This is a genomic window from Pirellulimonas nuda, from assembly GCF_007750855.1.
In the GTDB taxonomy this organism is placed as follows: domain Bacteria; phylum Planctomycetota; class Planctomycetia; order Pirellulales; family Lacipirellulaceae; genus Pirellulimonas; species Pirellulimonas nuda.
In genome coordinates, this window is sequence record NZ_CP036291.1 from 6,109,371 (window position 1) to 6,121,614 (window position 12,244).

9 protein-coding genes are annotated in these 12,244 nt (G+C 69.1%); 5 read left to right on the plus strand and 4 right to left on the minus strand.

Going from position 1 to position 12,244, the window contains the following annotated elements:
* Window position 1: 1 nt before the first annotated feature.
* Entirely contained in the window at window positions 2-952 is a 951-nt protein-coding gene (locus tag Pla175_RS23690) for a PEP-CTERM sorting domain-containing protein (RefSeq protein WP_145291446.1), read from the minus strand.
* A gap of 87 nt (window positions 953-1,039) precedes the next feature.
* Window positions 1,040-2,392 carry an esterase-like activity of phytase family protein gene (locus Pla175_RS23695; RefSeq protein ID WP_145291448.1) on the minus strand — a complete coding sequence of 451 codons (1,353 nt, stop codon included), beginning with the start codon at window positions 2,390-2,392 and terminating at the stop codon, window positions 1,040-1,042.
* Between the two features lie 267 nt (window positions 2,393-2,659).
* Here Pla175_RS23695 and Pla175_RS23700 point away from each other — a divergent pair, with 267 nt between their 5' ends.
* A complete protein-coding gene (locus Pla175_RS23700; RefSeq protein ID WP_145291450.1) occupies window positions 2,660-3,814 on the plus strand; it encodes a glycosyltransferase in 1,155 nt (384 codons plus the stop codon).
* Window positions 3,815-3,884: 70 nt separating this feature from the next.
* Here the strand turns inward: Pla175_RS23700 and Pla175_RS23705 are convergent, their stop codons facing one another.
* A complete protein-coding gene (locus tag Pla175_RS23705) occupies window positions 3,885-4,772 on the minus strand; it encodes a hypothetical protein (protein ID WP_145291453.1) in 888 nt (295 codons plus the stop codon).
* 169 nt (window positions 4,773-4,941) lie between these two features.
* Between Pla175_RS23705 and Pla175_RS23710 the strand changes: the two genes are divergently transcribed.
* On the plus strand, window positions 4,942-5,796 hold the full coding sequence (locus Pla175_RS23710) for a hypothetical protein (RefSeq protein WP_145291455.1): 855 nt from the start codon (window positions 4,942-4,944) through the stop codon (window positions 5,794-5,796).
* Window positions 5,797-5,832: 36 nt separating this feature from the next.
* Here the strand turns inward: Pla175_RS23710 and Pla175_RS23715 are convergent, their stop codons facing one another.
* Complete coding sequence (locus Pla175_RS23715) at window positions 5,833-7,533, minus strand: prenyltransferase/squalene oxidase repeat-containing protein (RefSeq protein ID WP_197527110.1); 1,701 nt, start codon at window positions 7,531-7,533, stop codon at window positions 5,833-5,835.
* Between the two features lie 242 nt (window positions 7,534-7,775).
* Between Pla175_RS23715 and Pla175_RS23720 the strand changes: the two genes are divergently transcribed.
* The 3 genes from Pla175_RS23720 (at window position 7,776) to floA (ending at window position 12,025) form a co-directional block, all read left to right on the plus strand.
* Entirely contained in the window at window positions 7,776-10,061 is a 2,286-nt protein-coding gene (locus tag Pla175_RS23720; protein ID WP_145291459.1) for an NfeD family protein, read from the plus strand.
* Window positions 10,062-10,162: 101 nt separating this feature from the next.
* Window positions 10,163-10,744 carry an NfeD family protein gene (locus Pla175_RS23725; protein WP_145291461.1) on the plus strand — a complete coding sequence of 194 codons (582 nt, stop codon included), beginning with the start codon at window positions 10,163-10,165 and terminating at the stop codon, window positions 10,742-10,744.
* A gap of 213 nt (window positions 10,745-10,957) precedes the next feature.
* Complete coding sequence (gene floA / locus Pla175_RS23730; protein WP_145291464.1) at window positions 10,958-12,025, plus strand: flotillin-like protein FloA; 1,068 nt, start codon at window positions 10,958-10,960, stop codon at window positions 12,023-12,025.
* Window positions 12,026-12,244: the final 219 nt, after the last annotated feature.

The window sequence follows — 12,244 nt, forward strand, 5'->3', positions numbered from 1 at the left end:
TCTACCGCTTGCGGCGCAGCGTCCCCGCGGCGGCGGCTACGCCCAGCAGCAGCACCCACGCGGCCGGCTCGGGCACGGCGGCGCCGCTAACAGCGAGCTGCGTGCCGCTTGTGGCGCTGGCGCTCATTACGGGCAGCGAGTACACGTAATTGTTCGTGAGCGTCACGCCGCCGGCGGCCGAAACCGAGGTCATTAGGCCGACTTCTGTACCGTTTTCCGACGCGGCGTCGATGATCGAGTCGAGGTAGTCTTGCATCTCGGTGTTGAACTCTTGGTACCCCTCCAGCTTGCCGGCCAGGGCCATCTGCGGCTCCAGCAGCCGATCGCGGATGCTCAGCACCCGGTTCTCGGCCAGACCTAGGGCCGCCTCGACGTGGGCCGCGGCGTTGCCGGGCAGGTTGAGGGCGCCGATCTTGTTCACCAGGTCGTCAAAGCGGCTGATCGACCGGTTGAGCGCGTCGGCGGGGCGGCCGAGGGCGTCGATCGACAGCTCGACCCCATTGAGGAAGATATCGTGCTTGCTAATGAGGTGCTCGACGCCGCTGACCACGGCGGTGTACTCGGGGCTCTCGAAGAAGTCGGAGATGTTGGCCAGCCCGTCGTCGTAGTCCATCTGAAGACCGCTGAAATCGGTCTCAAACTTCCCTTGGACCGAATCCGCGATCTGGCAAGCGTCTAACGGGTGAGTGATCACCGGGATCGGGAACGTCGGGATGTGGACGGTGGGGATCGTGTAGCTGGGGATATTGAACGTCGGGATCGTAAACGAAGGAATCGTGTACGACGGTAGATTCGCGACTTTGCTGCGCGCCTCATCCACGCGGGCCTGCACCTTGGCGAGCGCGTCGTGCACCTTTTGCGAGAAGTTGAACTGGCTAAGGTCGATCGCCTCGACGCGCACCGGCAGAGCGACCAGACAAATCAACACGAGAAGGGCGGGCAACGTGCGCATTTCAAACGCTCCTAGATACAGGAAAAAAGCGAATCTCCCGCAGATTCTAAGGCCCTGCTAGGAACCAGTAAAGCACCCGCGTTTGCCCTATTTGCCCAGCCATCCAGATTTTCGAGCGATTGCGGACAGACACAACCCGACGCCGGCAAGCCACAACGCAGAGGGTTCGGGGACCGAGGCGGGGCCGACGGGGGCCGGCGACGCCGGGGCGTCACGCCACACGGTGTAGTCGGCGGCGTTGACCTGGCCGTCGCCGTTGCCGTCTGCCCCCAGGCCCGCTGGAGACAGGTTGCCGTAGCTGGCGCGCCAGGCGTCCAGGTCGCGGGCGTCCACGGCGCCGTCGCCGTTGTAGTCGCCCGGGGTGGTTGGCGTGGGCGCGGTCGCTACAAACGAGACGACGCTCAGCGTGCTAAATGGGTCGCCGCCGCTGCTGTCGTCGACCACACCCAACAGCACCCACGAGCCATCGGCCAACTGCGGCCCAAGCGTGAGCCCCTCCAGGTTCTGGCCGCTCGACCCGTTGACCGTCCCTGACCACAGCAGCGTCTTCGTGACCGGCGCGTAGGCGTTGCCGATCAGCCCCGACGCGGGGAGCCCAGTGCCGACGTCGGTCGCCGTAGAAGCGTCGACCAGGTAGAGGCGGTGCCGATAGCTCACCGACAGCGTCGCCGCGAACGACCGCTCCATCGCCACCAGGGCGCCGTCCGGCAAGACCACCAGGTCGGAGAGGCCGGCTTGGGGCTGGCCGAACAGGGGCGCCGCATGGATCGCGTCGAGCGGGTAGGCGTACTGCTGCGCCGGGGCGTACGTGGCGCCCGATCGGTCGTAGCGCAGCAGCCGCACCACCGACCCGGCCGACGTGGTCGTCGCGGGGCCGTCGGCCGTGAGGGCGTCTTCGTTGGCGGTCCACAGCGCCCCGCCGCCGGGCGACGCGGCCAGCGATTCGAAGCCGCGGTTGCCGCGCCGGGTTGCGAACACCGCCGGGGTCGACAGCGACTGGACCTCGGCGCCGGTCGTCAGGTCGTACGCGCGCACGGCCGGGGTCCCTTCTTCGCTGAGATACACGCGGTCCGGGGCGCCGGGCACGAGCGCTACGCCCTCGAAGTCGCGGTTGACGCCCAGCGTGAGCGTCGCCGCCGCTGCCGCGGACGTGATGGCGCCCGTGGCAGAGAACGTCACGTCGAGGCTGGTCAGCACGCCGGCGCCGTCGGAGACGGCCAGGAAGCGGTGCGCGCCCCCCTGGGTCGGCCCGGCGTAGGCCACGCCGCTCAGCTCGCTGACGCCGACAAACGCGCCCGGGTCGATGCCGTGGATGCCGCTCAGAGTTACCGTCCAAGGCGCCCCGTCGGCCGACCCGAGCAGCGACGCCCCCAGCGCGGCCAGTGCGACCAAGCACGCGCGGGATGGGGCGAGCAGCCCCCTGGCGGATCGATCAACCAACGTGATTCCATTTTGACGGGGCGAGGCGACGCTCCATCATCGGCTGCCACGGGGGACCATTCAACCACGCACCCGCCATCCCGCGAGCCGGGTCGTCCCCGACCCCGGCGCGTCTGAGTAGAGCCTGGATTGCGACGCGCCGGGGTCGGGAACGACCCGGCTCGCAACGGGAGAGTTCCGCTTCTGCGGGTCGATCGGGTCGTGCCGCCTCCCGCCCGTTCTGCATGACCTAGGCTTGCGAGACCCCAAACCGCGAGCCCCCGCGCCATGACCGCTATCCCCTGGACGCCCCCCCAACCGCTGCCCCCGGCGATCGCCAGGCCGCGCGTGCGCGTGCTGCACGTGATCAACGGCGAGCACTACGCCGGCGCCGAGCGCGTTCAGGACCTGCTCGCCCTGCGGCTGCCGGAGCAGGGCTTCGACGTCGGCTTTGTGAGCCTCAAGGCGGGCCGCTTCGGCGACGTGCGGCGTTCGACCGAGGCGCCCCTGACCGAACTGGCCATGCGCTCGCGCTGGGACCTGAGCGTCGCCCGCGACATCGAGCGGGCCGTTTACGAAGGGGACTACCAGATCATTCACGCCCACACGCCGCGGGCGGCGCTGGTGGCGTCGCTGGCGGCGCGTCGCACCGCGACCCCGCTGGTGTACCACGTCCACAGCCCCACCAGCCGCGACTCGACGCGGCGTGTGCAGAACTGGATCAACACGCGTATCGAGCGCTACAGCGTGGCGGACGCCAAGCGAGCGATCGTCGTCTCGCCGACGCTGGTCGACTACGCACGCTCGATGGGGGTCCCCGCCGACCGGATCGCCTGTGTGCTCAACGGCGTGCCGGCCGCGCAGCGCGCGGCGCCCCGCTTGCCGCCGACCGGCCGCTGGACGATCGGCATGGTCGCCCTGTTCCGCCCGCGCAAGGGCGCCGAGACGATGCTGGCCGCGCTGGCCGGGCTCCGGCGGCAGGGCTGCGACGCACGCCTGCGGATGGTCGGGCCGTTCGAGACCCCGGCCTACGAAGAGAAGCTGTTGGCCCTGGCAGCGGAACTGGAGCTGACCGGCGTGGTCGACTGGACCGGCTTCACCGACCGGGTGGATCGTGAACTCGCGTCGATCGACCTGCTGGCGCTCCCCAGCCTGTTCGGCGAGGGGCTGCCGATGGTGGTGCTCGAGGCCATGGCCGCGGGGCTGCCGATCGTCGCCACCCGTTGCGAAGGGGTCTGCGAGGCGGTGTCCGACGGCCGCACGGGGCTGCTGGTCGAGCCGGGCGACCCGGCGGCGCTGGCCGCGGCGATCAGCCGCATCACCTCCCGCGAGCTCAGCTACGCGGCGCTCAGCGCCGCGGCGATCGCCCGGCACGCGGAGCGGTTCTCCGATGTCGCGATGGCGCAGCAGGTAGCGGAAGTCTACCGCGAGATCCTCGGATAGCCGCCGGTGCGTAAGCCGGCGGCGATTAGGCGCTAGCGCGTATCGTTGGGGCTGCTTCGGGTGGCGCTGGTTATCTGGGCGCGGTTTGGGGGACCTGAGCCTGCGCCGGCGGCGCGGCCGCGGCGTCGTCTTCGACGCGGGTCCACCCCCACGGGGTGCTGGGCTTGGCGAACAACTGGTTCCAGAGCTGGGTGACCCGGCTGTTGACCGTCATCTGCGAGACGTCGAACACGTACGTCTCGCGGCTGCCGTCGGGGACGTTGATCTGGATGGCGGTCGGCATCAGCTTCTGGCGGTCGAGCATCACCTCAACCGAGCGGTAGTTGGCGGCGTCGCGCTGCGTCTTGGGGACCGCCACCAGGCGGACCATCCCCTCGGGCGCCCGCGGGTCGATCCGCATCCAGTAGCGTTCTTTGAGCTTCGCGGCGGGGGCGCCAAAGATGAACGGCAGCGGCCCGTCAACGATCCCCTGCCCACGCATCTCGGGCGGGATAGTGCGGACCACCAGCTTCTTGTCGTCGTGCTTGTACTCGTACATCGCCTCGCCGTCGCACACCCAGTGCTGGCCCAGCGCATCGGCCTTGCTCTCGACGTACTTGCCGGTGGGGGACGACGTGTCGCCCGGCGTCCGCGGGTCCCACTGCCAGACCTGCTGCTTCTCGACCTGGAAGCTCCCCTTGTCCGGCTTCTGGTAGCTGATCTTGCCCGACTCGTACTTGTAGGCCTTGTCGGGCGCGGGGCTGTAGATGTTGTAGACGTGCAGGTCGAACGGGCACTGGAAGGTGGTGACCTTGCTGCTCTCTTGCTCCCACTTGTCTAGCACCTGGTCGAGGTACGCCTGCTCGATCGTGTTGAGCTGGAACGGCGCGCCGGCCTGCGGCGCCTGGGCCTGCGCGAGGGCGGGGGCCGTTAACAGGAGTGTGCAGAGGATCGTGGCGCGGCGGGCGGTGGCTTCCATGCGCTGGCTCGTCGAGGTTGGAGTGGGATTCGGCTGCGACTTATAGCACCGCCCCGGGCGGCCACCTACCCCGATCTGCCCCCCCAAGGGCGGGCCGTCTGCCGCTGACGCCGACGGCCAGCCCTTGCGGTCTTGACGCGCCCGGTGACTGTTGCGAGCATCCCGCGCGATGAAGGGCCCCCTCTCCATGCGCCTGGGCGCGCTGCTGCTAGCACTCTCGCCGACGCTCGCGTCGGCGCAGTCCGCTACGTTCGTGTCCCGTGCCCCGCAGATTGGCGAGCAGTCGGAACAGCACACGCGGGTCGAGCTGGCGCTGAGCACCCGCGCCCGGCGGGGCGCCGAAGTGGTCGAAGAATCAGACGCTCGCGTGCGGCGAGAGCTGACCCGGGTCGTCACCGCCCGGCGCGTCGAAGACGGGCTGATGACCGCCGCCGACGTACGCTTTGGGGCGGTCTCACAGTCCGACGGCCCCGGGCCCGCGGTTGCCGAACCGATCGAGAACAAACGCTACCACTGCCAGCGCGTGGACGACGGCCTGCGCGTCACCACCCCCGACGGCCAACTGCCGCGGATGGAAGAATACACGATCGTCGCCGCCAACATGGAAGCGCTCGGCCAACCCAACCCGCTCGCCGAGTACCTGGCGGGCAAGACCGTCGCGGTCGGCCAGCGCGTAGAGCTGCCCCCAGAGATCGCCGAGCGGATGCTCGGCATCGGCAAGCAGCTCGGCGCCGCGCAGCGGTTCGACCTCACGCTGCGGCGCATCGAAACGATCGCGGGCCGCGCGTGCGCGGTGTGCGACGCCGAGATCGAGGCCGCCTCGCACGAGCGCGGTCAGATGAGGCTGCTGGTCGCCGGCCCGTTGACGCTCGAGATCGAGGGCTGCCGGGCGGTGTCGGCCGACCTCACCGGCCCGATCGGCATCGCGGAGCCGCGTCTGGCGCCCGGAGGCACGCTGCAGGTGGAATCGACCGGCAAGCTGAGCGTGGCGCTTCGCAGCCGCTACCACGACACGGCGCGCTAGTAGCCCACGCGATCGCCCCGCGATTGGGGCCCCGCGCTACTCGGGGAACTCGGTGGATACCGCCTTCGCGCCGTAGATGGGGAGGTAGCGGTAGTAGACCTCGAGCGTCATCGCCGCGAGGCTGGTCGTGTAAAGCCGGCCCGCACGGTCGTTGTGCCGGTCGGGGACGAACCAGCTCCCCTTGAGGTGCCCGCGCATTTCTTGCTGATTGACCAGTTGGTCACGCATCTTCTCGTTCCACGTGTCCCACATGGGGCCGCGTCCCTCGGTGTGCTGGAACAACACCTGCGAAGCGTAGTAGTTGTAGTAGTAGTCGTCCGCAGAGGGTCCCGCCTTCGCGATCCGCTTGGCGCCCGCGATCAGTCCGGGGTCGTCTTGCTTGACCCCCATGTACATGCGGCACAGCAGTCCCACCGACGTCATCGAGTTGGTTGTCCGCCCGTTGCCGGGGACGTACACGTAGCCGTTCTTCTTCTCGACCGAGTCGAGGAACTGGTTGGCGCGCTTGATGGTCGAGGCCGGGACGCTCAACTCGGCGAGGTGTCCGCTCTTGAGGGCCATGATCTGCCAGCCCACGACCGAGGTGTCGCCCGGCTCGCGCGGCTTGTAGCGCCAGCCCCCCCCTTTTTGGTCCTGGGCGTAGACGATGAAGTCGATCGCCCCCTGCGCCGGCGCCCGCAGGCTGCTGTCGTCAGACATCCCCAGCGCCTCGCAGAGCACGATCGAGGCCAGGCCGTGGCAATACATCACCGGGACGCCTGGGTCGCTCCACGAGGCGCCCACGTTCTCCGGCTTCCCCATCCGCACCAGCGCCGCCAGCCCGCGCTCGACAACGCGTTGATACTTCCCTTCCTCGTGGGTCTGACCCGCGCCCAGGAACGGCAACAGCGCCAGCGCCGTGGCCGCGCGTGCGCTCTGCGGGTAGGTGCCGGGGTTGCCGCAACGCCCCTGGCACGCGCCGGTGTTGTGGATCAGGCTCCAAGAGCCGTCTGGGCTCTGGTGCTCGGCGAGCCACTTCAGGGCGAGCCCCACGGCGGTCTCGCTGGCCTCGTTGCCCCCGCCGCGCCGCACCAATTGCTTGCGGGCCATCTGGCCCCGGCCGGTGGTGCCCGTGCCGTCGAACCCCTGCAGGTCGGTCGGCGTCGCGATCGGGGCGGTCGTCAATCCCAGGTCGGACAGCTCGACCGCGCTGGGCGCCTCGGTCAATTCGTTGAACTGCGACATGCTGACCTCGTCGGCCAGCACCTCGGTGTCGGGCTGCAGCTCCGTCAGCTCCTCGACCTCCATGTCGACCGGGTCGAGCAGGATGTCGTCGATGGAGTCGAGGTCCTCGACCTCGCCGAGCTGCGTCCCCAGCAGGTTCGTCTCGGGCTTGGGGAGCTGCGGCAGCAGCCACAGGCCGAACGCGATCAGGATGAGCATGTGAACCGCCAGGCTCACCAGCCAGCTCGGGCTGCCCTGCAGCACATCGGCCCAAACGCCGCCGCGTTCTTCCGGCGCCGGTTCGTCGTCGGGGCCCTGGCCGGCGGGCCCGTCGCCCTGGGGACCGCCGCCCTGGGGCCCATCGCCCTTGGGCCCATCGCTGGGGGCCTCAGCGGAGGGATTCTCCCCGGCCGGCGCCGGCCCTGCCGCGCGCTCCGGGGGCTCGGGGCTCGTCGCTTCGGCGGGGTTGTCTTCTGTTCGCATGCCGGTTTTGAGGTTCTCGGCGGCGTCGGCCGTCGGGGCGGCGCGGGTCAAGCGGCCGCAAGCGGTTTGGCCGCTATCTCCAGGTTAGCAGCCGCCGTGAGAGCCGGCCACTCTTGGGTTTCCGCTAGAAACACGATTTTTGCCGGCCCGCAGCGAACAACCCGGGTGTGCGATAGAACCACGGTAGAGCGCATCGTTTTGCCCAACCCTCAGAGCGGCCCTATAATTCGCGGCCGGCGCCCCCGATCGGGGTCGCCTTGCAAGGTCGAGCCCACGGAACGGAACCCAAGACCATGAGCCACATCAAGCAACACGCCCGCCTCGCGGGGCCGGCGTCGCTCATCCTGTTGGCGGCGGCGACGCTTTGTGCTCAGCAGCAGCCCGAGGAAGCGCCGACGCCGGCGGTGATGGTGCGCGTGAGGCTGCCGATCGCCGGCGCCGCCGACCAGCTCTACCAAGGGGTCTTGCAGCGCGCCATCGACAAGCTTGCCAAAGAATCGGGCCCGGGCCGGCGCGGCGTGCTGGTGCTTTGGCTCGACCCGCAGACCCCCAAGCAGGGAGAGGCCCCCTTCGGCCAGGGCGCCGAGTTCGAGCGTGTGCTGGGGCTGGCGCGCTTCCTCGCCAGCGACAGCGCCCAGGGGGTCAAGACCGTGGCCTACATCCCCGAGACCATCAAGGGGCACGGCGTGCTGCTGGCGCTGGCCTGCGAAGAGATCGTGATGGCGCCCGACGCAGAGCTGGGCGAAGCAGGGATCGACGAAGACCCGCGGCGGCCGATCGAGCGCGGCATCGAGAGCCTGTACGTGCAGATCGCAGACGCCCGCCGCACCGCGCCCGAAGCGATCGTGCGGGGCATGCTCGACCGACGCCTCGAGGTGCTGCGCGTCGAGACCGAAGACGGGCCGCGGTACGTCACCTCCGACGAGCTGCCGGGCCTCGAAGAAACCGAGACCGTCGTCAGCAAGAAGGCGTTGTTTCTGGCCGGGACGCTCGGCTCGGTGACCGGTCGCGAGGCGTTCGAGTACGGCTTCGCGACGCTGGCCCCGGACCGAGAGTCGCTCGCCCGGGCGCTGAGGGTGCCCGCCGAGTCGCTGGAAGAAGACCAGACGCTCATCGATTCGTGGCGACCGGTGGTGATCGACATCCAAGGCCCGATCACCCGGCGGCTGGCCCGGCAGGTGCAAACGCTGATCGGCACAGAGCTCGAGCAGTCGCGCGTCAACTGGATCGCGCTGCGGATCAGCTCGGCCGGCGGCGACATTGCGGCCGGCGCAGAGCTGGCCAGCTCGCTGGCGGAGCTCGACAGCTCGCAGGTGCGCACCGTGGCCTACGTGCCGCGCGAGGCGCTGGGCCCCGCGGCGCTGGCGGCGCTGGCGTGCGATCAGTTGGTGATGCAGCCCGACGCGCAGATCGGCGGCGTGGACGCCGACCAGGCAGAGGGGCCGCAGCCGGGCCCCCCCCCGCGGCGCCCCGACCGGCGGCGTCCCGGGATGTTTGGCGGCCCGCAGGGGCCGGAGCAGGCCGCCCAGCAAGAGCAGTCGCTGCAGGCCGCGGTGGCGGCGGTCCGCCGCGGGCTGTCCAAGCGTACCGACCAACCCTGGTCGCTGCTGGCGGCCACGATCGACCCGAACCTCGCCGTCTACCGCTACACCAACCGCGAGTCGGGCCAGACGCGGCTGTTCTGCGAGGCCGAAGCGGCCGAACAGCCAGACGCCCCCCAGTGGATCCAGGGCGAGGCCATCACCACCCCGGGAAAGCCGCTGCGGCTAGACGCGGCGCGGGCGCAAGAGCTGGGGGTCGCCTGGCGGACGGTCGACACTTTTGACGGGCTGAAGCAGCTCTACGGCTTCCAGGGCGAGCTGCGCGTGGCGCGGCCCAACTGGGCGCTCGAGCTGGTGGAGGCGCTCGCCTCGCCTGGGCTGGCGGCGCTATTGCTGCTGGTGGCCTGCGTCGGCGCCTACATCGAGCTGCACTCCCCCGGCATGGGGATCGGCGGCTTCCTGGCCATCGTTGCGTTGTCGCTATTCTTCTGGAGCAAGTACCTAGACGGCACCGCGCAGTGGCTGGAGGCGATGCTGCTGCTGATGGGCCTGTGCTTCATCCTGCTAGAGGTGTTCGTGCTGCCGGGGCTCGGCGTGTTTGGGCTGGGCGGGGGCGCCATGGTGCTAGCGGCGCTGGTGCTGATGAGCCAAACCTTCGTGCTGCCGCAGACCGCCAGCCAGCTCGCCGAGCTGCGGACCAGCATGGCCACGGTGGCGGGGGCGGGGCTGGGGACCATCATTGTGGCGTTCGCGCTGCGCAGCTACCTGCCGCAGTCGCCGCTGTTCCGCCGGATGCTGCTGCAGCCGCTGGCCGAGGAAGAGCTGGCAGAGATCGATCAACGCGAGCAGCAGGTGGACTACGCCTACCTGGTGGGCGCCACCGGCACGGCCGCCACCAACCTGATGCCTACCGGCCGGGCCGAGATCGGCGGCGAGCTGGTCGACGTGATCGCCGACGGGCAGATCATCGACCGTGGCGCCAAGGTCGAGGTGGTCTCGGCCCGCGCCAACCGGGTGCTGGTGCGGCGGGTAGGGTAGAATGGCGTGCGGAACGGGATGGCCGGATGGGGCCAGCGGTGGGCGGGCGCGGTTTTGCGGTCGCCGCCTCGTTCCTGGTCACCGAGGTCTAAGTTAAGCGCATGAATGTTGTCGATCCCATGACGCTCGCCGTCGTGCTGGCCACGCTCGGCTTCTTGCTGGTCGTGGCGGAGGTGTTCTTCCCGTCGGGTGGGTTCCTCGGCTTTTTCTCGCTGGCGTCGCTGGCGGCCGCGGTGTACTACGCGCATCAATCGGGGGGCGCGGCGCGGAGCCTGCCGTTTGCCGGCGTTGTGGTGGTGCTGCTGCCGCTGGTGATCTGGGGGGCCTTCACTTGGCTGCCGCACACGCGTTTGGGCCGCCACCTGCTGGGCGAGCCGACCCGCCCCGAAGACGTAGCCGTAAACGACCCCCGCCGCGTGTTGCTGGGAAAAGTGGGCGTGGCCCGCAGCAAGATGCTCCCCAGCGGCGCCGTAGAGATCGACGGCCGGATGATCGACTGCATCACCCGCGGCCAGGCGATCGACCCGGGGCAGTACGTGAAGGTCGTAGAGGTGCGCGGCAACCGTGTGGTGGTCCGCCCCGCGGGCGAGGGGGAACGCCCGGGGCACGAGGACCCCGCCGACATGCTCGACCGCCCGATCGAGGACCTGGGGCTCGATTCGCTCGACGACCCCTTGGTGTAGACAGAGATACCGCCCCCCTAGCCGACGGGCTCCGCCCCGTCGCCGACCGGAGTTGACGCTCAGTGAGGTGCACACGACGGGGCGGAGCCCGTCGGCTAGTTGGTGGAATGCTTTGCTTTTGGGGTCGCACGCACTCCCCGCCAAGCTTGTTCCGCCGCCCACGCCGGCTTACAACAGAAGTACTCAATACGCACCCGGGACCCTGCTCTGTCCATGAATAACGCTCTGCTCACTACGATTCCATTCGCACAGGAAGGACGCGGAGGTCTGTTCGATAGCAACACCCTCACCCTGGCGCTGCTGTTTCTGGCGTTGGTGGTGTTCTTGGTGGTGTTCGTGGTGCTGGCCAAGTTCTTCCGGCTGTGGATCCAGGCCTTCACCACCGGCGCCGGGATCGGGTTCCTCGACCTGATCCGCATGAGCCTGCGCCGCGTCAACCCAACGGTGATCGTCCGCAGCAAGATCATGGCCGTGCAGGCCGGGCTGACGGACGACAAAGAACTAACCACCAAGGCCCTCGAGGCCCACGCCCTGTCGGGGGGGAACGTGCCGCTGGTGATCCGCTCGATGATCGCCGCCCGCAAGGCGAAGATCATCGACCTGTCGTTCCGCCGCGCCACGGCCATCGACCTGGCCGGCCGCAACGTGCTCGAGGCGGTGCAGACCAGCGTCTACCCCAAGGTGATCGACTGCCCGGCCCGCAGCAGCAAGCGGCCCTCGCTCGACGCGGTCGCCAAGAACGGCATCCAGCTCAAGGTCAAGGCGCGGGTCACGGTGCGGGCGAACCTCGACCAATTGGTCGGCGGCGCCACCGAGGAGACGATCGTGGCCCGCGTGGGCGAGGGGATCGTCAGCGCCATCGGGTCGGCCGACAGCCACAAGGACGTGCTCGAGAACCCGGACCGCATCTCGAAGACCGTGCTCGCCCGCCGGCTCGACTCGCAGACGGCCTTCGAGATCGTCTCGATCGACATCGCCGACATCGACGTCGGAGACAACATCGGCGCCCGCCTGCAGGCCGACCAGGCCGAGGCGGACACCCGCGTAGCCCGCGCCCAGGCCGAGGGTCGCAGGGCGATGGCCGTGTCTCAAGAGCAAGAGAACTTCGCCACCATCGAAGAGAACCGCGCGAAGCTGGTCGAGGCCGAGGCCGAGGTGCCCAAGGCGATGGCCGAGGCGTTTGGCACCGGGAAGCTGGGCATCCTAGACTACTACAAGCTGCGCAACGTGCAGGCAGACACCGACATGCGTCAGGCGATCGCCCTGAGCGGGAAACGTTGAATCTAGTTGACCACCGGCAGCACGGATGACGCGGATTTGAGATGGCCACGAAAGGGCACAAAGAAGCACAAGAAAGCAGATGAGTGCGTGTTGCAGCAGGATGGACACGGGTGGTTGACATTCGCAAGCGGGATCGGCAAAAGCTAGACCATCGAGACTAGGGCCCGTTGAATTTCGCTTGTGCCTTGTTCGTGGCCAACTTCGTATCTGTGCGATCCG

What these genes read in the sequence shown, in the direction of transcription:
- Pla175_RS23690 (WP_145291446.1), bottom strand. Translation starts at nt 952, where the DNA reads ATGCGCACGTTGCCCGCCCTTCTCGTGTTGATTTGTCTGGTCGCTCTG.
- Pla175_RS23710 (WP_145291455.1), top strand. Translation starts at nt 4,942, where the DNA reads ATGAAGGGCCCCCTCTCCATGCGCCTGGGCGCGCTGCTGCTAGCACTC.
- floA (WP_145291464.1), top strand. Translation starts at nt 10,958, where the DNA reads ATGAATAACGCTCTGCTCACTACGATTCCATTCGCACAGGAAGGACGC.
- Pla175_RS23720 (WP_145291459.1), top strand. Translation starts at nt 7,776, where the DNA reads ATGAGCCACATCAAGCAACACGCCCGCCTCGCGGGGCCGGCGTCGCTC.
- Pla175_RS23700 (WP_145291450.1), top strand. Translation starts at nt 2,660, where the DNA reads ATGACCGCTATCCCCTGGACGCCCCCCCAACCGCTGCCCCCGGCGATC.
- Pla175_RS23725 (WP_145291461.1), top strand. Translation starts at nt 10,163, where the DNA reads ATGAATGTTGTCGATCCCATGACGCTCGCCGTCGTGCTGGCCACGCTC.
- Pla175_RS23705 (WP_145291453.1), bottom strand. Translation starts at nt 4,772, where the DNA reads ATGGAAGCCACCGCCCGCCGCGCCACGATCCTCTGCACACTCCTGTTA.